The 22,087-nt window shown below is 65.2% G+C and carries 16 protein-coding genes and 1 pseudogene; 3 read left to right on the top strand and 14 right to left on the bottom strand.

Annotated features, from left to right (window positions below; translation table 11 throughout):
• Positions 1–11: 11 nt before the first annotated feature.
• The 8 genes from rho to BCAL_RS07660 form a co-directional block, all read right to left on the bottom strand.
• Complete coding sequence (gene rho, locus BCAL_RS07695) at positions 12–2,411, bottom strand: transcription termination factor Rho (protein WP_043167200.1); 2,400 nt, start codon at positions 2,409–2,411, stop codon at positions 12–14.
• Between the two features lie 610 nt (positions 2,412–3,021).
• A complete protein-coding gene (locus tag BCAL_RS07690; RefSeq protein ID WP_043167244.1) occupies positions 3,022–4,626 on the bottom strand; it encodes an NAD(P)/FAD-dependent oxidoreductase in 1,605 nt (534 codons plus the stop codon).
• Positions 4,627–4,731: 105 nt separating this feature from the next.
• On the bottom strand, positions 4,732–5,046 hold the full coding sequence (locus tag BCAL_RS07685; protein ID WP_043167202.1) for a DUF2469 domain-containing protein: 315 nt from the start codon (positions 5,044–5,046) through the stop codon (positions 4,732–4,734).
• A 42-nt stretch (positions 5,047–5,088) separates the two neighbouring features.
• Positions 5,089–6,183 (bottom strand): GNAT family N-acetyltransferase, encoded by a 1,095-nt coding sequence (locus BCAL_RS07680; RefSeq protein WP_043167204.1) that lies wholly within the window; start codon positions 6,181–6,183, stop codon positions 5,089–5,091.
• 272 nt (positions 6,184–6,455) lie between these two features.
• On the bottom strand, positions 6,456–7,955 hold the full coding sequence (gene gatB / locus BCAL_RS07675) for an Asp-tRNA(Asn)/Glu-tRNA(Gln) amidotransferase subunit GatB (RefSeq protein WP_043167206.1): 1,500 nt from the start codon (positions 7,953–7,955) through the stop codon (positions 6,456–6,458).
• 34 nt (positions 7,956–7,989) lie between these two features.
• On the bottom strand, positions 7,990–9,531 hold the full coding sequence (gene gatA / locus BCAL_RS07670) for an Asp-tRNA(Asn)/Glu-tRNA(Gln) amidotransferase subunit GatA (protein ID WP_043167207.1): 1,542 nt from the start codon (positions 9,529–9,531) through the stop codon (positions 7,990–7,992).
• 8 nt (positions 9,532–9,539) lie between these two features.
• Positions 9,540–9,839: an Asp-tRNA(Asn)/Glu-tRNA(Gln) amidotransferase subunit GatC gene (gene gatC / locus BCAL_RS07665; protein ID WP_043167208.1), complete on the bottom strand. Its 300-nt coding sequence runs from the start codon at positions 9,837–9,839 to the stop codon at positions 9,540–9,542.
• Positions 9,840–9,908: 69 nt separating this feature from the next.
• Entirely contained in the window at positions 9,909–10,445 is a 537-nt protein-coding gene (locus BCAL_RS07660; RefSeq protein ID WP_156101971.1) for a hypothetical protein, read from the bottom strand.
• 752 nt (positions 10,446–11,197) lie between these two features.
• On the opposite strand from BCAL_RS07660, the gene BCAL_RS07655 reads away from it, so the two are divergent.
• Entirely contained in the window at positions 11,198–12,157 is a 960-nt protein-coding gene (locus BCAL_RS07655) for a hypothetical protein (protein ID WP_043167210.1), read from the top strand.
• Positions 12,158–12,678: 521 nt separating this feature from the next.
• Here BCAL_RS07655 and BCAL_RS07650 read toward each other — a convergent pair.
• The 4 genes and pseudogenes from BCAL_RS07650 to BCAL_RS07635 form a co-directional block, all read right to left on the bottom strand.
• Positions 12,679–13,446, bottom strand: coding sequence for a TrmH family RNA methyltransferase (locus tag BCAL_RS07650; RefSeq protein WP_043167211.1), 768 nt, complete (start codon positions 13,444–13,446; stop codon positions 12,679–12,681).
• An 8-nt stretch (positions 13,447–13,454) separates the two neighbouring features.
• The gene (locus tag BCAL_RS07645; protein WP_043167213.1) at positions 13,455–14,096 is read right to left on the bottom strand and encodes a type I phosphoribosyltransferase; all 642 of its coding nucleotides are present in this window, start codon (positions 14,094–14,096) and stop codon (positions 13,455–13,457) included.
• Between the two features lie 107 nt (positions 14,097–14,203).
• Positions 14,204–15,676: pseudogene (locus tag BCAL_RS07640) on the bottom strand (DNA recombination protein RmuC); the annotation flags it as partial.
• Positions 15,677–15,715: 39 nt separating this feature from the next.
• Entirely contained in the window at positions 15,716–15,997 is a 282-nt protein-coding gene (locus BCAL_RS07635; protein WP_043167216.1) for a metal-sensitive transcriptional regulator, read from the bottom strand.
• Positions 15,998–16,154: 157 nt separating this feature from the next.
• Here BCAL_RS07635 and BCAL_RS07630 point away from each other — a divergent pair, with 157 nt between their 5' ends.
• Both BCAL_RS07630 and BCAL_RS07625 read left to right on the top strand, forming a co-directional pair.
• Positions 16,155–18,731 carry an HAD-IC family P-type ATPase gene (locus BCAL_RS07630; protein WP_043167218.1) on the top strand — a complete coding sequence of 859 codons (2,577 nt, stop codon included), beginning with the start codon at positions 16,155–16,157 and terminating at the stop codon, positions 18,729–18,731.
• A gap of 161 nt (positions 18,732–18,892) precedes the next feature.
• Positions 18,893–19,954, top strand: coding sequence for a LacI family DNA-binding transcriptional regulator (locus tag BCAL_RS07625; protein ID WP_043167220.1), 1,062 nt, complete (start codon positions 18,893–18,895; stop codon positions 19,952–19,954).
• Between the two features lie 170 nt (positions 19,955–20,124).
• On the opposite strand, the gene BCAL_RS07620 is transcribed toward BCAL_RS07625, so the two are convergent.
• Both BCAL_RS07620 and BCAL_RS07615 read right to left on the bottom strand, forming a co-directional pair.
• Positions 20,125–21,051, bottom strand: a complete 927-nt coding sequence (locus BCAL_RS07620) for a carbohydrate ABC transporter permease (protein ID WP_043167222.1) — start codon at positions 21,049–21,051, stop codon at positions 20,125–20,127.
• Positions 21,048–22,004 carry a carbohydrate ABC transporter permease gene (locus BCAL_RS07615; RefSeq protein WP_043167224.1) on the bottom strand — a complete coding sequence of 319 codons (957 nt, stop codon included), beginning with the start codon at positions 22,002–22,004 and terminating at the stop codon, positions 21,048–21,050. Before BCAL_RS07615 ends, BCAL_RS07620 begins: the two co-directional genes overlap by 4 nt.
• Between the last annotated feature and the right edge of the window lie 83 nt (positions 22,005–22,087).

The following is a 22,087-nucleotide window of genomic DNA, read 5'->3' as shown; positions in this document are numbered from 1 at the left end:
ACTCGGTCGACTCAGTTGCCGTTGACGGCGTTGCCGTTGGCCTGCTGGACGATCGCGGTGAGGAAGTCGCGGTTGGTGGCGGTCTTCTTCAGGCGCGGGACCAGCGTCTGGTAGGCCTGCTCGGGCTCCATGCCGCCGAGCAGTCGACGCAGACGGTAGATGATCGGCAGCTCCTGCGGGTTGGTGATGAGCTCCTCGCGGCGGGTGCCGGAGGCGTTCACGTCGATGGCCGGGAACAGGCGCTTGTCGGCGAGCTCGCGCGACAGGCGCAGCTCCATGTTGCCGGTGCCCTTGAACTCCTCGAAGATCACCTCGTCCATCTTCGAGCCGGTCTCCACCAGCGCGGACGAGATGATGGTCAGGGATCCGCCGTTCTCGATGTTGCGGGCCGCGCCGAAGAACTTCTTCGGCGGGTACAGGGCCTGCGCGTCGACGCCACCGGAGAGGATGCGGCCCGAGGCCGGCGCGGCAATGTTGTAGGCGCGGGCGAGTCGGGTCATCGAGTCGAGCAGCACGACCACGTCCTGACCGAGCTCGACCAGTCGCTTCGCGCGTTCGATCGCGAGCTCGGCGACGGTCGTGTGGTCGGAGGCGGGACGGTCGAAGGTCGAGGAGATGACCTCGCCCTGGACCGTGCGCTCCATGTCGGTGACCTCCTCGGGACGCTCGTCCACGAGCACGACCATCAGATGGACCTCCGGGTTGTTCGTGGTGATCGAGTTGGCGATGTTCTGCAGCGTGATCGTCTTGCCGGCCTTCGGCGGGGAGACGATCAGGCCACGCTGACCCTTGCCGATCGGGGAGACGATGTCCATGATGCGGCCGGTGAGCTTGTTCGGCGTGGTCTCCTGCTTGAGCCGCTCCTGCGGGTAGAGCGGGGTGAGCTTGTTGAACTGCGGACGGTTGGCCGCCTCCTCGACGCTCATGCCGTTGATCGAGTCGATCGACTGCAGCGGCACGAACTTCTGACGCTGGTTGCGGCGGTCGCCCTCACGCGGGGCGCGGATGGCGCCGTGCACGGCGTCGCCCTTGCGCAGACCGTACTTCTTGACCTGCCCCATGGAGACGTACACGTCGTTCGGACCGGGCAGGTAGCCGGAGGTGCGCACGAACGCGTAGGAATCGAGCACATCGATGATGCCGGCGACCGGCACGAGGTCGTTGTTCTGCTCCTCGTTGCCGCGACGATCAGCGTTGCGATCCGCGCGATCCTGACGCTCGGCACGTCCGCCGCGATCGTCGTTCCAGTCGCGTTCGACATGGTCAACGGCGCGTTCCGCGCGATCGCCACCACGATCGCGGCGATCCTCGCGCTCCTCGAAGTCGCGGCCGCGGTCACGGCCACGCACGCGGCGACCGCGGCGATCGCCGTGATCGTCACGATCGGCGTTACGGTCGTTGCCGCGATCGTTGCCGCGATCGTTGCGAGCGCTGTGGTTGGTGCGATCGCCACGGTTGCGACGGGAGTCGTCCTCGTCGTCGCGCGGCGCGTTGTTCTGCGTGGGCAGCGTGGCGAGGATATCGTCGAGATCGCGCACGACCTCCTCGTTCTGCTCGCGCTCCTCGGTGGGGCGACGGCGACGGCGCACGTTCGCGACGATGATCTCGTCGCCGTTCTCGTCGATGACGTGACGACGGCCGCGCTCCTTGCGCTCCTCGCCGGACGGGGTCGGCTCGCTCAGATCGAGGGAGTCGAGCAGGCTGGCGGCGGCGTCCTGATCATTGACTCGCCTGTCGCGCCTGCCGGAGCGGGCGTCACGCTCGGCGCGATCCTGCTCCTCTTCACGTTCGCGCTCACGATCGGCGCGATCGAAACGGCTGGTGGGGCGATCGAAATCGAACCTGCGATTGCGCGGCGTACGCTCACGCGAGGATTCCTCGGATGCCGGAATCGGCTCGAATCCGGCGAGGCCCGCCACGACGGAGGCCGCGGCCTCGTCGACCTGTGCGGACGCTTGCTGCTCCGCCGGCTGAGCGGCGGAAGCGGTGCCCTGGAACGTGCGCTGCGCGGCAGACGGCGCCTGCTGATCGGTGGATTCGGCGGCGGCAGTGCCGACGGGGTTGGCGGCCTCGGCAGTCTCGGCGGTCTCGACCGGCGCGACCGGCGCGACCGGCTCAGCTGAGGAGGACATGTCGTTCGATGCGGCCTGCACCGGGGCATCGGACTGCGCGTTGATCGAGGCCTCGACCGTGGTTCCCGCCGACTTGGCGGCCCTCGTCCTGGCGGTCTTGCCGCCCTTCGGCGCACGGACGGTGACGCCCGCCGGCGCCTGACCGCCGGAACGGGCCGCCTGCAACGTAGCAAGCAGCTCCGGCTTGCGCATGGTGGACGTGCCACGCAGACCCATCTGCTTGGCGAGCTCCTTGAGCTCCGGCAGCTTCATATCCTCGAGATTCTGGCTATTGGCCACGATTCATACCTTTCCACAGCACCAACCGACGCATACGCGACACACCGGCACTAGCCTGAAGAGTGATTACGGCTTTCCCGCCGTCTGTGAACGCCCGCCGCACTCCTATGCTCGCGGACTGACCTCACCATACAACGTCTCCCAGACCAACGCAAACCGGCTCCTGCGATCATGGCGCGTACGGCTTCAGTCCACCCCAGACCTCACCATCACAAACTCCATCACAGCCCCACAACTCCCCATCACAAACTCCATCACAAACCACACAACTCCCCATCACAAACCCTATTGCCCCATCACAGACCCTATTGCCCCATCACAGACCACAGATTCCACCACAGACCACATCTGCATCCCCATTTCGGTCTCCCAGCGTCACATATTCCCGAAACAAATCCATCCCCCGGGAATATGTGACGCCGAGTTGGGACCAGCGTCACTTTTTCCCGAGCCCCGGAGAAATCCCGGGAATATGTGACGCCGACGAACTGTGCCGTAGACGAATCTCTGCAGCACAAACTTCACAGCACAGAACGGCACGTACGTAAAAAGGCTTCCTCGGTATGAGGAAGCCTTTTTACGTCATGACTACTACAACGACGACGTCATGTTACTTCTGTTCGTGATACGCCTTGTCGGTGTTGACCGACCACACGTTCTTCTTGGACGTCTTGCCGCTCTTGATGTTGGAGACGGCCTCGATGGCGGTGGCCATGGAGTGATCCATGTTGTTGTAGCGGTGCTGGCCGTTGCGGCCGACGCAGTAGAGGTTGCCGAACCCGTCGAGGTACTCGATGAGCTCATCCATGTGCTCGTAGGTGTCGAAGTAGGCGGGGTAGGCCTTCTTGACACGTTCGCGATGGGAGTCGATCACATCGGCGGGGCCGCTGATGACGCGCATGCGGGTGAGCTCGGAGATGGCGAACTTGGTGGCCTCCTCGTCGGACATGTTCCAGAAGGAGTCGCCCTCCTCGCAGAAGTATTCGAGACCGATCCACACGGTGTTGTCGACGTCCTTGACCAGGTACGGGCTCCAGTTGTTGAAGATCTGGAGACGACCGACCTTGTAGCCCGGATCCTGCACGTAGATCCAGCAGTCGGGCACGATCGGCGGGTTGCCGAGCGTGGGGATGTCGGTGGTGTTCTTCAGGCGCAGATGCTTGACCAGCAGTCCGACGGTGACGAAGTCGCGGTACGGCAGGCCTTCGGCGATGTGCACCATGTCGGCGGGGGCAGGCTTGCCCTGCACGGCCTGCTCGCCGGCATCGATCGCGTCGACGAGGTCCTTGACGGGCATCGACGAGATGAACTGGTCGGCGTGGATCTCCTTGCGGTTGCCTTCGGAGTCCTCGGTCACGACGGAGGAGATGTGACCGGCGACCTGACGCACCTCGACGACCGTGGCGTCGGTGACGACCTTGACGCCAGCGGTCTCGCAGTTGTGCTCGACGGTCTCCCACAGCTGGCCGGGACCATACTTCGGGTACCAGAACTCCTCGATGAGGGAGGTCTCGACCTCGGCGTTGGAGCGCTTCTTCGGCAACAGCTTCTGGAACGCGTTCTTGAGCACGCCGAGGATCGACAGGCCCTTGACGCGCTGCGAACCCCAATCGGCGGAGATCTGCGAGGGGTGACGTCCCCACAGCTTCTCGGTGTAGCCCTCGAAGAACATGGAGTACAGCTTGCGGCCGAAACGGTTGATGTAGAAGTTCTCGAGGTTCGTCTCGGGCAGCTTGTGGATCATCGACTTCAGGTAGGAGAAGCCAGCGACCAGCGTGAGCTTCACGCCCATCGCCTTGAGCGTGTTGGGGCTCAGCGAGATCGGGTAGTCGAAGAAGTGACGGTTCCAGTAGATGCGGGAGACACGATGACGCTTGAGCATCACCTTGTCCTCGATCTCCGGATCGGGGCCGCCCGGCTCCATGTCGTGCTCACGACCGAGCTTCTTGTCGTCGTAGGAGGGGGCACCCTGCAGCGGCAGAACGTCCTTCCACCAGTCCATGATGCGGTCGTCCTTCGAGAAGAAGCGATGTCCGCCGATGTCCATGCGGTTGCCGTTGTGCTTGACGGTGCGCGAGATACCGCCGAATTCGCGTGTTCCCTCAAGAACCGTGACGTCGTACTTGTCGGCGCCGCCGTCCTTGATAAGCTCCCATGCCGCGGTCAGGCCTGCAGGGCCTCCACCGATGATCACCACGGATTGTTTGTCGGTCACGTTCATCTCCTTATAACAAAATCACGCATATCCTACCGAAGGCCTCGGAAGCGCACGCCGACCCTGTGCGTTTCCTTACAGATACTTCAGGTCAGATACTTCAGGTCAGTGGATGTCGTCGGGGATGTCGATGTCGGTTTTCTGAACCTCTTCGACGTTGACGTCCTTGAACGTGACGATGCGCACGTTCTTGACGAATCGGCTCGGACGGTACACGTCCCACACCCATGCGTCGGTGAGCTGGACGTCGAAGTACACGTCCTGCCCGGCGGATCGCACGTTGAAGTCGACTTTGTTCGCCAGATAGAACCGGCGTTCGGTCTCCACTACGTACGTGAACAGTTTGATGACGTCGCGATATTCCTTGTACAGCGACAGCTCGGCGTCGGTTTCGTAATTGTCGAGATCCTCGGCGCTCATACCTTCCTGATTCCTTTTGTTCCTGTTATGCCCTGTTCGTCGCTATTTGTCGCTTTCGCGCTTGCGACCACGACCAAGGGTACGCCACCAGGCGTCCTTCGACGTCTTGCGTTCGCTCTGCCCGTATGGCCAGTTGCTTTCCTCGTCGGATGAATCGTACGCGTGGGACTCCCCCGTCGACGGCTCGGGCGTCACCTGCGGCAGTCCGAGTCGTTCGCGCGCCTCCTGCGGCGTCATGCGGTACGTGCTTTCGCGGGTGTGTGATTCGTGCTTGACCGCCTCGCCGTCCGATGCCATCGCGACGTCCGACCTGTCCGATCCAACTGCCCGGGAACGCTGCTGGATGGCGATCGAGTGCTCGCGCGCGCTCAGCGCCTCCTGCACGCCGGGATTGTCCTCGATCAGGTGCATGCCGAACGCCTCGAGCGAGCGGATCGGATCGTATTCGTCGACCAGCGTGTCCATGACGATAAGATCCTGGTACTTGCGTCCGACCGGATCCCACAGCGCATCACGCGACGTGCCGGACGGCACGAATCCAAGCGACTGGTAGACCGAGACGGAACGCGTGTTCTGCTCCGGCACGCTCACCCAGATGCGATGCATGCCGAGTCCTGCCGGCTCCGGCGCGAAACCGTAGGTCATGACGCGCGGCATCGCGTCACGCGAGTAGCCGCGGCCGCGGTAGTCCTTGCCGAGGATGATCTGGATGCGCGCCGAACGGGACCATCCGTCGATGTCGATCAGGAAGATCATGCCGATGACGTTGCCGGTGGCCGAGGCGTCGGTCTTGTGATCCATATCGTGGTCGGCGTCGGTCAGGATCGCCCAAGCGATGGTGCGACGCGCCTCGGGATCGCCCACGCCGGACTCGCTCGGCGCCTGACCCTGCGTCCACGCGACGGAGCGCGCCACCCACGCGTGGACGACGGCGCGTTCCGCGTTCTCGTCCTTGCCGGTGATTCTGGTGGCGCCGTAGTAGGCATCGAGCTGGTCGAGCTTGGGCAGGTCTTCCATGGTGGCGGGGCGCAGATGCACCATCTCGCCGCGGATGGGCGGGATCACGATGCTTGCGGGCAGTTCGCGACGCTCCGGGGTCCACGTCGCAGCCGTGTTCGCTTCCATGTACTCAGTCATTTCCCTGTCGTCCCTCGCAAAATCAAACGTGCCGGATCGCCCTGACCCGGTCGATGATCGCCGATGATTGCCGACCGATCATTGCCGAAGTTATCTTACTCAGCTGTATGAACGCTGGGAGAACATGTAGGTTACATGTAACCGAATTTCCACACGCCCTTCGATCGACGCCGATCGGCGCCGATCTTCCTGCCGAAACGACGAATCCCGTCGTCCCCCGAAAAAACAAGGGGGAACGACGGGATTCACGCAACCGATCGGATGAGCCGGCCTCAGGCCTTGATCTTGCCCATGACGATCTTGGTGACGGCCTTGGCGTCGGCCTGACCGCGCGTGGCCTTCATCACGGCGCCGATGATCACGCCCATCGGCTTCATGTTGCCGCTCTTGAGCTTCTCGACGACGTCCGGGTTAGCCTCGAACGCGGCGTCGACCGCGGCCTCGATCGCACCGGAGTCCTCGACGATCTTGTAGCCGTGCTTCTTGACGACCTCGTCCGGGGTGCCCTCACCGGCGAGCACGCCGGCGACGGTCTGCTTGGCGAGCTTGTCGTTGAGCTTGCCGTCGGCGATGAGCTTCTCGACCTCGGCCACGTCGGCCGGGGTGATGGGCAGTTCCTCCAGCGAGACGCCCTTGGCGTTGGCCTCGCGGGACAGCTCGCCGAGCCACCACTTGCGCGCGCCGGCCGCCGAGGCGCCGGCCTTGACGGTGTCCTCGATCAGGTCGAGGGCGTCGGCGTTGAGGATGTCGCGCAGCTGCAGGTCGGTCAGGTTCCACTCGGCCTTGAGACGGTTGCGGCGCTCGCGCGGCATCTCCGGCATCTGGGCCTTCATCTCGTCGATGTGCTCCTTGGTGATGTGGAGCATGACGAGATCCGGATCCGGGAAGTAGCGGTAGTCGTCCGCATCGGACTTGAGACGGCCGCCGGCGGTGGTCTGCGTGGCCTCATCCCAGTGACGGGTCTCCTGCAGGATCTCCTTGCCCTCGTCGAGGCGGGCGGCCTGACGGCGGATCTCGTACTGGATCGTCTTCTCGATGCCGCGGAACGAGTTCACGTTCTTGGTTTCGGAACGCGTGCCGTACGGGGCGTCGGCGGACGGACGCAGCGAGACGTTGACGTCGGCGCGCATGTTGCCCTGCTCCATGCGGGCGTGGGAGATGCCCAGCGCACGCACGATGTCGCGGATCGCGCGCATGTAGGCGCCCGCGATCTCCGGAGCGCGGTCGCCCGCGCCCTCGATCGGCTTGGTGACGATCTCGATCAGCGGCACGCCGGCGCGGTTGTAGTCGACCAGCGAGTGGTCGGCGCCCTCGATGCGGCCGTCGGCGCCGCCGACGTGGGTGTTCTTGCCGGCGTCGTCCTCGATGTGGGCGCGCTCGATCGGCACGCGGAAGACGGTGCCGTCCTCCAGCTCGACGTCGAGGTAGCCGTTGCCGTTGGTCGGCTTGTCGTACTGGGAGATCTGGTAGTCGCGCGGCATGTCCGGGTAGAAGTAGTTCTTACGCGCGAACTGGCTCCACTCGTTGATCTCGCAGTGCAGGGCGAGGCCCAGCTTGATCGCGTAGTCGACGGCCGTCTTGTTGACCACCGGCAGGGAGCCCGGCAGGCCAAGGCTCACCGGGGTCAGCTGCGTGTTCGGCTCGCCGCCGAAGTGGACTTCGGCCGGGCAGAACAGCTTGGTCTTCGTGCACAGCTCGACGTGCGTCTCGAGGCCGAACACCACATCGTACTTCTTGGTGGCATCGGCGTACTTCATCAGTTTTTCAGCCATGATGTTTTTCTTTCGATCCTTCCGATGCTTGGTCTCACTTGGCGAGGCCGTCGAGCCACGGGGCCTTCAGGTCCTTCCAGATCGGTCCGTTCCAGTCCTCCTCGAGGGCGGCCTCGAGCGCGGCGGCGGGCTTGTACATGACCTCGTCGCGCTGCTGCGGGGCGATGAACTGGAAGCCGACCGGCAGACCGTCGTCGGACAGGCCGGCGGGGATCGACATGGCCGGGACGCCGGCGAGGTTCGCCGGGATCGTCGCGATGTCGTTCATGTACATGGCCAGCGGGTCGTCCATCTTCTCGCCGAACTTGAACGCGGTGGACGGGCTGGTCGGGGAGACCAGAACGTCGACCTGCTCGAAGGCCTTCTTGAAGTCATCGATGATGAGCGTGCGGACCTTCTGCGCGGAGCCGTACCAGGCGTCGTAGTAGCCGGCGGACAGGGCGTAGGTGCCGAGGATGATACGGCGCTTGACCTCGTCGCCGAAGCCGGCCTCACGGGTGTAGGCCATCATGTTGGCGGCGGTCTGCGGCACGTCTGCCGGCGGCATCACGCGCAGGCCGTAGCGCATGCCGTCGTAGCGGGCCAGATTGGAGCTGACCTCGGACGGCATGATGATGTAGTAGGCGCCCAGCGCGTACTCGAAGTGCGGGCAGGAGACCTCGACGACCTCGGCGCCCATGTCCTGGAGCTTCTTGACGGCCTCGTTGAAGCGGGCCTCGACGCCGGGCTGGAAGCCCTCGCCGCCGAGTTCCTTGACCAGACCGACCTTCAGGCCCTTCAAGTCGCGCTTGAGTCCCTCGCGCGCGGCGGCGGCCATCGGACGCGGGCCCTCCGGGATGGAGGTGGAGTCACGGCGATCGTTGCCGCCGATGATCTCCTGCAGCAGGGCGGAGTCGAGCACGGTACGGGAGACCGGGCCGATCTGGTCGAGCGAGGAGGCCATGGCGATCGCGCCGAAGCGGGAGACGCCGCCGTAGGTCGGCTTGACGCCGACGGTGCCGGTCAGAGCGCCCGGCTGACGGATCGAGCCACCGGTATCGGTACCGAGGGCCAGCGGGGCCTCGAACGCGGCGACCGCGGAGGCCGAACCGCCGCCGGAACCGCCGGGGACGCGCTCGGTATCCCACGGGTTGTGGGTGGTCTGGTAGGCGGAGTGCTCGGTGGAGGAGCCCTGCGCGAACTCATCGAGGTTGGTCTTGCCGAGGATCGGCATGCCGGCCGCCTTGAGCTTCTCGATGACGGTGGCATCGTACGGGGGGATCCAGCCTTCGAGGATCTTGGAGGCGGCGGTGGTCTCGATGCCCTTGGTGACGATCATGTCCTTGATCGCGATCGGGACACCGGCCAGCTCGGGCAGATCCGCCTTCTCTTCCGGCGTCTTGGCGTCGAAGGCGTCGGCCTGCTCGCGGGCGACGTCGGCGGAGACCTTGAGGAACGCCTTGATGCTCGGCTCGGCGGCCTCGATCACCTCGAGATGCGCGTCGACCAGCTCGCGGCTGGAGACCTCGCCCTTCTTGACGGCCGCGGCCATCTCGGCGGCGGTCAGCTTGACCAGTTCGTTGGTTGCTTGTGCCATCTTCGCTCTCACTCCTCGCTTCCCAGGATTCGCGGCGCGACGAACATGCCGGCCTCGGTCTTCGGGCCGCCGGCGAGCGCCTCGGCCTGCGTGAGCGGGGTGACCGGCTCGTCGGGGCGCAGGTAGGCCTCGAGCGGCACCGGGTTGGCGGTCGGCGGCACGTCGTCGGAGGCGACCTCCTGGACCTTGTTGATGGAGTCGGCGATGACGTTCAGCTCGCCCTGCAGGCGGGTGATCTCCTCATCGGTGAGCGCGATTCGGGCCAGATCGCCCAAATGCACGATTTCTTCGCGTGTGAATGTAGGCATGCGCCTAACTATACGAGCGGTTTGTGACACGCGCGGGACATGTCTGTTATCCGCGCCCTACTCGTCCTTCTACTCCTCCAAGGCGGCCGGGTCGTACCAGATGACGTGCAGGCGGAACGTGCCGTCGTTGGATTGCCATGCACGGAATCCCAGTTCGTTCCAGCTCATCGGCATCGCGGCCTCCTCGGTGGAGGGCTGCGATTGCCCGACGAGGGCCCGCTGCGTCTCGTCCGGCATGCCGAGCTCCTCGGCCATGCATTGGAATCCTTCCGATTGCAGCGGATGTCTGGCCTCGTTCGCGGGGACGGTGAGGTAGATGTCCCTCGGGGGATGCTCGTTCTCACCTGCCGCGCCTTCGGGCACGATCTGGAACTGGGCCTTCGTGCCGTCTGCGTTGTCCGGATCGTTGCAGTCAGTGATCATGTCGGTCATGTTCTTGAGCGTGTATCGCCGGTCGCTCTGCGCAGGCAGCTGGTAGGGACCGACTTCGGCGTCGGCGTTGCTGCGATGCCACGCCCACACCACCGTCGCGCACACGATGACCAGCAGCACCACCATTCCCGCGATCGCCCACCGGCGACGACCATCCTGACGGTTCCGGCGCATGCGGTCATGTCCGCCGGAGCCTCCGGGCACGCCCCCGCCGCCTCCGGGCGCGCCTCCACTAGGTACTCCTCCGCCGGGTACACCCCCTCCAGGTATTCCCCCGTTGTGCGATCCCCTATCAGGCATACCCCCGCCGGTCATACCCTGCGAACCACCGTGCGATGTCTGTGATGCTCCATTGCCGCCCATGATCCTCACCTCACCTGATTCGCTTCACCGTGACCCCGCTCCATTGCAGTGTCTGCAGCGCCTGCAACGTCTGCACAACGCCTGATTCCAGTCTACCTGCCTCCTCCCCACCCCGTCCAGCCCTATCCGCCCCGTCCTGCGGCCCCGCCCTGCACGCCAGCGAGAGGTGTCAGCATGCCGGTGACGAAAACCTCTCGCCATCCTTTCCCAAGCGAGAGGTCGGCGACCGCCGGTATCACGCATCTCTCGCCAAGGGCTCCTCCTGCGAGAGACCGACGGCCACCGACGACGGGGATCTCTCACTGGAACCTCCTCAGCGAGAGTTCCGCATCACCGGCCAGCATAAACGGCTCGCCAATCGCGTCCACAGCGAGAGGAACCCGTCACAGGCGGGCAACAACGACCCGTTAACGCACACGACCGGCATCACGCAGACGCCTCCCGCGACTTTTCCACAGCATTCCGCAGCAAACCCGCTGGCGGAATCCCAAGCCTCGGGAGGCTTCGTCCACCGACACCGTTCGGATCCCACCGCAGCAGGCTCCGCCCCTTATGGTCGGGCTATGAGACAACACCACGAAGTCACGGCGCTGATTCAGACGGCGCAATCCGAACGCCGATGCGCGTTCGGGACCACACATGCACAGCGTCAGGCGCTGTCCCGCCGCGCGCATGCGAACGAACTCCATCAAGCGATGCCCAACATGTACGCCGACGCCGCATACTGGCAATCGCTTAGTCCTCCCGAGCGGACGCTGCACATGGCCCGCACCCTGTCGAGGAAACATCCCGGTTGGGCTTTCGGCGGCCTCACCGCCGCGGCCGCACACGGCTTCGACCACCGCTGGAGGCTGCACGACGGCAGGATCACCGTGACCACCACCACTCGCAGTACCGACACCACCGCCGGCAAACGCATCCAACGACTGCGCATCCCTCCGGATCAGCGCATCGTCACCGCCAGCGGGATTCCGGTTACGGATCAGGCTCGCACGGTGGTGGACTGCGGTCTTACCCTGCAGTTCCGCGATGCGCTCGCCATCGTCGATTCCGCGATGGCCGACGGCCTGTCCATAGCGGACATGCTGGTCGCATGCTCCCGTATACAACAGGATTCCGCGCCGGTGCTCCGACTGCTGCACTATGCGAATCCCGCCAGCGAGAACGGGGGCGAGTCGCTGGCGCGCGGCACGATCATCGAGCAGCGATTCATGGTTCCGCAGATCCAGACGACATTCGTCGATCCCACCACAGGGCAGACATATCGGGTCGACTTCGTCTGGCGTTTGACCGATGGGCGTGTCATCGTCGGCGAGCTGGACGGCACGGAGAAGTACGTGAATCCGGAGATGACCAATCGCAGAAGCATTCAGGGCGTGGTGCTCGCGGAACGGGAGCGCGAGGCCGCGCTGCGTCGGGCCGGAGTCACGACGATATTCCGATTCACGTTCGATGATGCGATCCGGCGGGAACCGCTCATCGGCAAGCTGCTCGCCGCCGGGGTACCACGGAATCAGCTCTAGTCGGCTGATTCAGCCGCCTAGAGCCGCGTTCCGCGCACCAGTACCTCTGTCTGCCCCAGACCCGCATGTCCATGAGCTCGACCGACGCCGTCGATTGATGCCCACCGTAGTCTGCCCCAAGCCCGCATGTCTGCGAGAGATCCCTCTCACCGTATGGCGCGGATCTCTCACAAACGGCGACGAATCACCACCATAGCGAGAGCTCGTATAGCAACGGTGACACGAGTCTCTCGCGGAGAACCATCTCAGCGAGAGATTTCCGCCAAGAGGCAACGATGGCGTCTCGCTGACGCCTCTCTAGCGAGAGGTCGGCGACCGCCGGTATCACGCATCTCTCGCCAAGCAGCACTCCAGCGAGAGATCGCCGTCATGCCATGATGCGGACCTCTCACTGAGCGGCTCTCAGCGAGAGGTTTTCGTCAGGAAGTGGCGAGGACCGATCGCCAGCCGGGATCCGATGACGTGGAAGCCCCCGAGGGGTGGAGCCGACCGAGGATCGTCTGTCCCGCCGGCCCCGCCGGTCAGCGGATGACGGCGTGCTGGGCGATCCAGGCGTGCATGGTCACGGCGGCGGCGGCTCCGGCGTTGATGGAGCGGACCGAGCCGAACTGGGAGATGTAGACCACGTCGTCGGCGAGGTCGAGGGCGGTCTGCGTCAGCCCCGGCCCTTCGGCGCCGAACAGCAGCAGGCAGCGCTTGGGGAAGGCGTAGGTCTCCATCGGCACGGCGCCGGGGATGATGTCCATCGCGATGACGCGCGCCGCTTCAAGCTCCCGGATGCGCGCGTCGGAGGCCATCCGCGAACGCTCGTAGGCGATCTCGCCGGCGATGCGGTTGCGCCAGCATTCGACCAGTTCCGCGATCGACGGGTGATGCTCGACGTGGCTGTACAGCTCGGTCATCAGCGCGCCGTTGCGATTCCACTTGTGCGGGCCGACGATGTGGACGCGCCGCGCCTGGAACGCGTTGGCGGTGCGCACCATCGACCCGATGTTGAAGTCATGCGTCCAGTTCTCGCAGGCGATCTCGAAGTCGTGGCGACCGCGCGCGTCGAGATCGGCCTTGATCGCGGCGACGCTCCAGTAGCGGTAGCGGTCGAGCACGTTGCGCCGATCGCCCTCGTCGAGCAGGGCGGAGTCGTACCGGTACGGATCGAAGGCCGGCGACGCCGGGTCGTCGGGACGCGGCTCGCCGGGATGGGTCTGGGCCCATGGGCCAACGCCCACCTCGCGGAAGACGGGCTCGCCGGAGCGTTCGGCCTCGATATCGATGGGATTACGGGGATGCATGCGACCTGTCAGGCCTTGAGTTCGGACTCGTGGAAGACCTGGATGAACGGCACCTCGTGGCGCGAGTCGTCGACCGGGTTGATGACGGTGATCTCGTGCTCGTCCGCACCCTCGCCGACCTCGCCGACGAGCGAGGCGACGGCCACGACCGAGGCACCCTCATGCTCGACGATCGAGAAGTCGAGGCTCAGTTCGTTGCCGTTGCGCAGCGTCACCAGCGAGCTGGTCTGCACGTACGACTTCTCGGAGAGCCACGCGTCGAGCAGCACCACGCGCTTGCCCTTGATCGACGGGCCCTTGATCGAGGGGAAGACGAAGTCCATGACGAATCCGTCGAGGTCCTCACCGCGGGAGGCGGCGGCCTGGATCACGGAGCTGACGAGCGGCACGGAGGCCGCGGTCAGGGCGCCGACCGCGTCGAAGTCGTCCACGGAGTATCCGGCGTCCTCGAGCGTGTCGAGCAGGACGTGGCCCATCACCGCGGCGCCATGATGGTCGAGCGTGACACCGTACAGTTCGGAGAACGGGCGGCCGACCACGCGCTCCTTCAACAGGGAGCGCAGCTGATCGCGCGGGTCGAGGGCCGCGAAGTCGATGGCGTCGCCGCGCAGATCGGCGGGACCAGTGGAACGGAAACCGGAATCAGTCATAGGGCCAACAATACGGCCCGGTCTCGTCACTTGTCCGCGGCACCGACGGCACCGACGGCACCGACGGCACCGACGGCACCGGCCGAAGCATCACCCGCATCATCACCCGCATCCGCCGAGTCACCCGTCCCGTCCGCCGCGTCGCCGCTGACCTCCGGGGCGGTCAGCTCGGTGATGTTGCTCTTGTCGGGGTCGAGCAGCGGCACCTCGGCGATGACCTTGGTCGCGTCGATCTTCTGCAGTTTGCGCGCGGTGGGTAGCACACGACGCTCGAGACTCGAGGCGAAGGTGTTGTACGCGGCGACGGTGCGGGTGATCTGCGCGCCGAGCTTGGTGGCGTGCTCGCCCAGCTTGGCGAATCGCTCGTAGAGTTCGCGCGACAGGTCGAACAGCAGTTTCGCGTCCTCGGTGAGGTTCTGCTGCTGCCACGCGTAGGCGACGGATTTGAGCACCGCCCACAGGGTGACCGGCGAGGTGAGCGCCACCTTCTTCGAGAAGGCGTCGTCGAGCAGCGTGGGATCGGCCACGAGCGCGGCCTGCAGCAGCGCCTCGTTCGGGATGAACGCGATGACGAAGTCGGGCGTCGTGTCGAACGCCTTCCAGTAGGCCTTGGCGCCAAGCACGTTCACATGCTCGCGCAGGGCCTTGGCGTGCTCCTTGAGCAGTTCGCTTCGACGCGCGAGCTCCTCGGGACCGGCGGAGTCGGGGATCTCGCAGGCACGCTGATAGGCGGAATACGGCGCCTTGGCGTCGATCGGAATGGTCTTGCCGCCCGGCAGGTGGACGACCATGTCCGGACGCTGGTCGCGATCGCCGTCGCCCTTGACCGCGACCTGCGTGTCGAAGTCGACGTGCTCGAGCAGACCGGCCGATTCGACGATGTTCTTGAGCTGGGCCTCGCCCCACGCGCCGCGCACCTTGTTGTTGCTCAATGCGGCGGACAGGGCGCTGGTCTCGCGGTCGAGTCGCGTCTGCTGCTCGCCAAGGCCCTTGAGCTGCTCGCCGAGCGCGCCCATCTCGCGCTTGCGCCCCTCCTCGATCTGCGCGACCTTGGCCTGCAGCGCGTCGAGGTTCTTCTGCACCGGGGCGAGCGCCTCGATGACACGGTTCTGCTCCTTCAATCGCTGCGCCTGCTCGGCCTGACGGCGTTCGGCGGCCTGCGCCTCGATCCTGCGCTGCTCGGCCGCGGCCTTCGCCTCCGCCTGACGCCGCTGTTCGGCGGCCTCCAGCGCGGCCTGACGGCGTTCCTCGGCTTCGGCCTCGGCGCGCTCGCGATCGTGCTGGATGCGGATCTGCTCGGCCTGCTGCGCCTGCGCCAGCTGCGATTTGACGAACGAGAGCTGCTGGATGGCGCCCTCGTGCTGTGCACGCGCCTCGGCGTATGCGGCGTTGAGTCGCGCGATCTCCATATGCGCGGATTCGACGTTGGACTTCGCGTCCTCCAGTTCGGCGACGCGCACGCCGCGTGCGCTCTCCTGCCCCTTCGACCTGCCCAGCACGAAGCCGATGCCCGCGCCCAGCGCGAAGCCGATCAGCAGCACGACCGCGGCCATGATCCATACAACAGCGTTATCAGTCATGATCCCAAGTAAACCACGGGCGCGCGAAGCCCGCCTTTTTCAGGATTTGACGAGGCGGGCGATGGCGGCGGAGGCCTCGTCGATCTTCTCGTCGGCGACCGTGCCGCCGTCCTGCGTGGCCTGATACACGCAGTGCTTGAGGTGGTCGTCGAGCAGTAGCAGCGCCACCGATTTCAGGGCCGAGTTCGACGCCGCGATCTGCGTGAGCACGTCGATGCAGTATTTATCGTCCTGCACCATCTGCTCGATCGCGCGCACCTGACCCTCGATGCGGCGCAGTCGCGCCAGCACCTTCGCCTTGTCGTCACCATACCCATGCATGACAGTCCTCCTTGCCGTCCATTCCGGCCCGCCGCTTCTTCCGGGCGATTCTCCGTCAGGGGAAAACCCCCCTTCATTATACCCTATAGGGGTATAGGGTATACACTGTCATCAGGGATACAATGAGACCGGCACACGGCAAGGAGACGAGAGGCGCATGGAACTCAACATATTCACCATCGGGGCGTCGCTGATCGGCGCGGTCCTGCTCACATGGCTCATCCTGAGGTTCTTCTTCGGCACGCGCAAGGCCGCGCAGGGCGAGATGGGCGACGGCGAGCAGCGCGCCACCATCACCGTCAAGGGCGGCTACTCGCCCGACGTGGTGACGATGCGAGCCGGCGTGCCGATCGTGCTGAACTTCGATCGCAAGGAGACCGGCGAATGCACGTCGCACGTCGTCTTCGGCGATCTCGGACTCGACGCGATGCTGCCGGGCAACACCGCCACCGAGGTCCGTCTTCCCGCACTCAAGGCGGGCGATTACCCGTTCGCCTGCGGCATGAACATGGTGCACGGCCTGCTGCGCGTCGAAGGAGAGGGCGAGGGCGACGCCGCCGATGCGGCACACGTCACGGCGCATGCGCAGGACACCGCAACCCCGACCACGACCCAGACCGAATCCACCTCAGGCGCCGACTTCGCCGCCGCGCAGGCGCGCGAGGCCGAGGAGCGTCGAGCCGAGATCAGGGACCTCACCAGGCTCGTCGCACTCGGCACGGTGCTCACCCTGCCGGTATTCGCCGGGATGATGCTGCACATGGTCGACCACATGCTCGTGCCGGACTGGCTCATCAACCCGTGGCTGCAGGCCGTGCTCATCACGCCGGTCATGTTCTACTGCGGCGCGCCGATCCATCGCGTCGGATTCCCCGCGCTCCAGCATCGCTCCCCCGACATGAACTCCCTCGTCTCGCTCGGCACGAGCGCCGCGTACCTGTACAGCCTGCTCGTGTGCATCGCGCCGTGGCTGCTGCCGGAGGGATCGCGCGAACCGTACTTCGAATCGGTCGGCGTGGTGATCACGCTCGTGCTCGTCGGGCGTCTTCTGGAGACGAAGGCGCGCGAAGGCACCGGCAAAGCCGTGCAGGCGCTGATCGGGCTGCGTCCGCGCACCGCGCACCGACTGCCGGCCTCGCACGACGAGACGGCGACCGTCACATCCGACTGGCTCGATCCGCACGCCTACACGGACGTCGACATCGACGAGGTCAGGCCCGACGATCTCATCGTCGTCAGGGCCGGCGAGCGCATCCCGACCGACGGCGTGGTCGTCGCGGGCGAGGCGCAGGTCGACGAGTCGATGATCACCGGCGAATCGCAGCCCGTAGGCAAGGCGGAGGGCGAGACTCTGACCGGCGCGACGATCACCCTCAAGGGCAACCTCCTCATGCGCGCCACGCAGGTCGGCGGCGACACCGTGCTCTCGCAGATCGTCGCGATGGTAGCCCGCGCGCAGGCGACGAAGGCGCCGGTGCAGCGCATGGCCGACTCCATCGCCCGCGTGTTCGTGCCGGCGGTGTTCATCATCGCGGTGTGGACGTTCGCGATCTGGTTCGCGATCGGCCCGGATCCGGCGCTTGCGCATGCACTCGTCACGGCGGTGAGCGTGCTCATCATCGCCTGCCCGTGCGCGCTGGGACTGGCGACGCCGCTGTCGGTGACGGCCGCCACCGGCGTCGGCGCGACGAACGGCGTGCTCGTCACCAGCGCGAAGGCGTTGGAGAACGCGCGCCGGATCGGCACGGTCGTCTTCGACAAGACCGGCACGATCACGCGCGGCGTGGCCGACGCCGATTCGACCGACTGGAGCAGGCCCAGCTACGAGCGCGATCCGATCAAGCCGGGATCGAAGGAGGCGGTGGCCGCATTGCGCGCCGCCGGCATCCGCACGGTCATGCTCTCGGGCGACAAGGCCGACGTGGCCGCGCACATCGCGCGCGAGGTCGGCATCGACACGGTGATCGCCCAAGTGAAGCCCGACGGCAAGGCGTACTGGATCGAGAAGCTGCAGCAGGAGCCGCACGACGGACTCGTCGCGATGGTCGGCGACGGCATCAACGACGCGCCCGCGCTCGCCAAGGCCGATCTGGGCCTCGCGATCGGCACCGGCACCGACGTGGCGATGCAGTCGGCCGATGTGACGCTGATGAGCGGCGACCTGCGCGGTGTGGTCAGGACGATCAACCTCTCGCAGGCGACGATGCGCAACATCCAGCAGAACCTCGGTTGGGCGTTCGGCTACAACGTGATCGGCATCCCGATCGCGGCCGGCGTGCTGTACCCGTTCACCGGATGGCTGCTGAGCCCGATGATCGCGGGGCTTGCGATGGCGCTGAGCTCGGTGTGCCTCGTGCTCAACGCGAATCGCCTGAATCTCGCGCATCCGAGCGCGGAGACGGTGACCGGACGCCGGGCGGCGGACACCGCCGAGTCCGCCGAGCCGTCGGGCGATGGCCCGCACGTGATCATCGACGAACGGACCACGCTCACCACGGACAACACTTCCCATAACACCAATCACAAGGAGAACACCATGGAAATGAACCACATGCACATGCATCACGCAGCCCCCACCGACGGCGAGACCGCCACCGACCCGGTGTGCGGCATGACCGTCGCGGTGAACGCCGACGCGATCACGCGCGAGCACGACGGCAGGACCTACTACTTCTGCGGCGAGCACTGCGCGAAGAACTTCGACAAGGCCCCGCAGCTCTTCCTCGAGCAGTGAGCCTCCTCTTTCGGCTCCCCTTGTCAGGGGAGCTGGCCCGCAAAGCGGGACTGAGGGGTAGTTCACACTGTCACATGAACGACGGCTCTCCTCGTGTGAGGGGAGCCGTCGTTGCATACTGGCGGACGGATCAACGGACGGAGCCGAAGAAAGGGAAGGTCATGGCCCACGGAATGGCCCATAGGCGCGTCACGATGAACGACGTCGCCAAACTGGCCGGAGTATCGCTGAAAACCGTCTCCAACGTCGTCAACGGGTACGAGTTCGTCAGGGAGAGCACCCGGCGCAAGGTGCTGGAGGCGATCGACGAACTGGGCTACAGCGTCAACGTGACGGCCAAAAGCCTGCGTCAGGGGCGCAGCGACATCATCGGTCTGTGCATTCCCGACCCGCAGGTGCCGTATTTCGCGCGACTGCTGTCCTCGATCATCGAGGAGGCGCATCTGCGGGGCAGACAGGTGATGTTCAGCCCTTCGGGAGTCAGCAGGCAGCACGAGCTCGATCTGCTGCACGGGCCGCTCGCCTCGCTCGCCGACGGCATGATCATGAGCCCCTTGCATCTGTCCGTGGAGGATGAACCCATCATCGACGTCGATTACCCGCTGGTCATCATCGGCGATCAGCTGCCGCTGACCTCGTTCGATCGCGTGACCACGGAAAACCGCGTCGGCATCTACAATGCGACCACCCGTCTGATCGAACACGGATGCCGACGCATCGCGATCATCGGCGTGCATGACGGGCAGACCACCGGCGCCGCCCCATTGCGGCTCGCAGGATATCGACAGGCGTTGCGCGACGCCGGACTGCCCAATGACCCGGCGCTGGAGATCCCGGCGGCCATGTGGCATCAGCCAGGCGGCGAAGAGGCCGTGCGCAGGATGCTCGCCGCAGGCCTAAATCCGGACGGCATCGTGTGCATGAGCGATCTGCTGGCCGCGGGCGTGCTGCAGGAGCTGCGCCGGCAGTCCATTCGGGTGCCGCAGGACGTCCAGGTGTTCGGGTTCGACGATTCCGTCGACTCGCAGTACCTGTACCCGTCGCTCAGCTCGGTGAACCCGAATCTTAGGGAGGTGGCCCGGACGGCGGTCGAGCTCATCTGCGATCGCATCGAAGGACAGTCGCCGACGCTGGCAGGTGTTACGGTTCATGGACGCGTGCAGTTCACCGCACCATCCACGATCAGGGAGCGAGAGTCGAGTCTGACGCAGGCAGCCGACTGACTCGTGCGCGGGCCGACCGCAGCCGGGCGATGCCGAACGGTGTTTTCCGGGCAGATGGCAGAGCAAATGGCAGAAGTGCCGTACCGCAGGAGGAGCTGCGGTACGGCACCCGGTGGAGATATCGCGTACGGCCGAGGAAGAAGGGAAGCAGCCGACGCGATACGGATTGGCTACTTCATGCCGGTCATCGCGATGCCTTCGACGAAGCGCTTCTGCACGAAGAAGAACACGATGAGCAGCGGCAGGGCGGAGATCAGCGCGCCGGCCATGACCACGCCGTACGGCGTCACGGAGGATCCGTGGCCGGTGAGCATCGCGAGGCCCGCGGTGATGGTGCGGGTCTCCGGCTTGGAGGTCATGATCAACGGCCAGAGCAGGTCGTTCCAGTTGCCCATGAAGTTGAACATGCCCACGGTCAGGATCGCCGGCATGGCGTTCGGCAGGATGATCTGCGTGAAGATGCGGAACTCGCCGGCGCCGTCGATGCGCGCCGCGTTGTCGAGATCCTTCGGGATGGAGATGAAGAACTGGCGCAGCAGGAAGATGCCGCCGACATCGGCCATACGCGGGATGATGATGCCGAGGTAGCTGTTGACCAGGCCCAGAGAGCCGAGGAGCTTGTAGACCGGGATGAGCAGGGCCATGCCCGGGATCATCATCGTGGCGATGAGCACGGCGAGGAGGACGCCGCGGCCCTTGAAGTCCACGCGGGACAGGCCGTAGGCGGCGAGCGAGTCGAAGAAGACGGAGATGATCGTCACGGCGCCGGCGAACACGACGGTGTTGAGCAGCTCGCGGCCGATCGGCAGACGCTGGAACAGGCTGGTGTAGTTCTCAAGGGTCCACGCGCTCGGGATGACCTTCGGCGGCCACGTCTGGGTGACGGCGTTCGGGGTGAACGAGACGAGCACGACGATGATCAGCGGGAAGATCATGAGGAACGTTACCAGGATCAGGGCGATGTAGCTCAGGGTCAGGCTGATGTTGCGCTTGGTGCGCGCCTTCCTGCGCAGCTTCTCGTTCTCGGCGTTGATGCGCGCGTTCTCGGCCTCCTGCGCGGCGGAGAGCCTTACGGAGGTTGCGGTTGCGGTGCTCATGCGATCTCCTCCTTCTCATGCTTGTTGTTGGTGTACAGCTGGATGAGACCCACGATGAGGGTCATGATGAGCAGCACGTACGACAGTGCGGATGCGTAGCCGAGCTTGCCGTTGCCGAACGCCTCGGTGTAGATGCGGTAGACGATGGTCTCGGTGGAGCGTGCCGGACCGCCGGAGGTGAGGATGAAGACCTGATCGAAGACCTGGAAGGATCCGATGAGGCCGAAGATGACGACGTAGTTGAAGGTCGGGCTGAGGGCCGGCAGGGTGATGTAGCGGAACTTCTGCCATGCGCTCGCGCCGTCGAGGGATGCGGCCTCGTACAGTTCGGCGGAGATGCCCTGCAGACCGGCGAGGAAGATGACCATGAAGTAGCCGAAGTTCTTCCACACGGTGATGAAGACGATGGTGGCCATCGACGTCTCGCGGGTGCCGAGCAGATCGATGTGCTCGGGGCCGCCGAGCAGCGAGATCCAGTACGGGACGAGGCCGAGGGACGGCGAGAGGATGAACTGCCAGGCGATGGCGGCGACGGTCAGCGAGATGACGAACGGCAGGAACATGCAGGTGCGGAAGAATCCGACGAACTTCAGGTCCTTGCGGTTGAGCAGCAGTGCGAACGCGAGCGCGACGATGACGACGATCGGTGCGTACAGCACGGCGTATACGAGGGTGTTCCTGACGTCGGTCCAGAAATCGCGGCTCTGGAACAGCGTGATGTAGTTCTGGAAGCCGATGAACTTGGCGGGACGGCGGGCGTTGGAATTGATGCGGCCGTTGGTCAGGGACGTGATGAACGTCTGGACGGCCGGGTAGAAGACGAAGATCGCGAGGACGATGAGCGCCGGCGCGGTGAACAGGATGCCGGTGCGCAGGTTGCGCATCTGGATGGCCTTCCTGTTCTCCCTGGCGACCTGATGCGCTTCGCTTCGCGGCGAAGTTGCTGTGGTCATTTTGCTCCTCCAAAAGAACACGTGGATTTGACGATGGGGATGTTCCGCCTCCCCTCCCCGTCTCATCGCCATGGGCGGGAGGG

It is taken from the genome of Bifidobacterium callitrichos DSM 23973, assembly GCF_000741175.1.
GTDB lineage: Bacteria > Actinomycetota > Actinomycetes > Actinomycetales > Bifidobacteriaceae > Bifidobacterium > Bifidobacterium callitrichos.
Note: the sequence above shows the minus strand (reverse complement) of the source record. Positions and strands in the feature narration are given on the sequence as shown.

Excerpts from the sequence above, each read along its gene's own strand:
- BCAL_RS07645 (WP_043167213.1), bottom strand. The coding sequence starts at position 14,096 with ATGACTGATTCCGGTTTCCGTTCCACTGGTCCCGCCGATCTGCGCGGC.
- gatC (WP_043167208.1), bottom strand. The coding sequence starts at position 9,839 with ATGCCTACATTCACACGCGAAGAAATCGTGCATTTGGGCGATCTGGCC.
- BCAL_RS07635 (WP_043167216.1), bottom strand. The coding sequence starts at position 15,997 with ATGCATGGGTATGGTGACGACAAGGCGAAGGTGCTGGCGCGACTGCGC.
- BCAL_RS07630 (WP_043167218.1), top strand. The coding sequence starts at position 16,155 with ATGGAACTCAACATATTCACCATCGGGGCGTCGCTGATCGGCGCGGTC.
- BCAL_RS07655 (WP_043167210.1), top strand. The coding sequence starts at position 11,198 with ATGAGACAACACCACGAAGTCACGGCGCTGATTCAGACGGCGCAATCC.
- gatB (WP_043167206.1), bottom strand. The coding sequence starts at position 7,955 with ATGGCTGAAAAACTGATGAAGTACGCCGATGCCACCAAGAAGTACGAT.
- BCAL_RS07625 (WP_043167220.1), top strand. The coding sequence starts at position 18,893 with ATGGCCCACGGAATGGCCCATAGGCGCGTCACGATGAACGACGTCGCC.
- gatA (WP_043167207.1), bottom strand. The coding sequence starts at position 9,531 with ATGGCACAAGCAACCAACGAACTGGTCAAGCTGACCGCCGCCGAGATG.
- BCAL_RS07615 (WP_043167224.1), bottom strand. The coding sequence starts at position 22,004 with ATGACCACAGCAACTTCGCCGCGAAGCGAAGCGCATCAGGTCGCCAGG.
- BCAL_RS07680 (WP_043167204.1), bottom strand. The coding sequence starts at position 6,183 with ATGACTGAGTACATGGAAGCGAACACGGCTGCGACGTGGACCCCGGAG.
- BCAL_RS07650 (WP_043167211.1), bottom strand. The coding sequence starts at position 13,446 with ATGCATCCCCGTAATCCCATCGATATCGAGGCCGAACGCTCCGGCGAG.
- BCAL_RS07620 (WP_043167222.1), bottom strand. The coding sequence starts at position 21,051 with ATGAGCACCGCAACCGCAACCTCCGTAAGGCTCTCCGCCGCGCAGGAG.
- BCAL_RS07685 (WP_043167202.1), bottom strand. The coding sequence starts at position 5,046 with ATGAGCGCCGAGGATCTCGACAATTACGAAACCGACGCCGAGCTGTCG.
- BCAL_RS07660 (WP_156101971.1), bottom strand. The coding sequence starts at position 10,445 with ATGCGCCGGAACCGTCAGGATGGTCGTCGCCGGTGGGCGATCGCGGGA.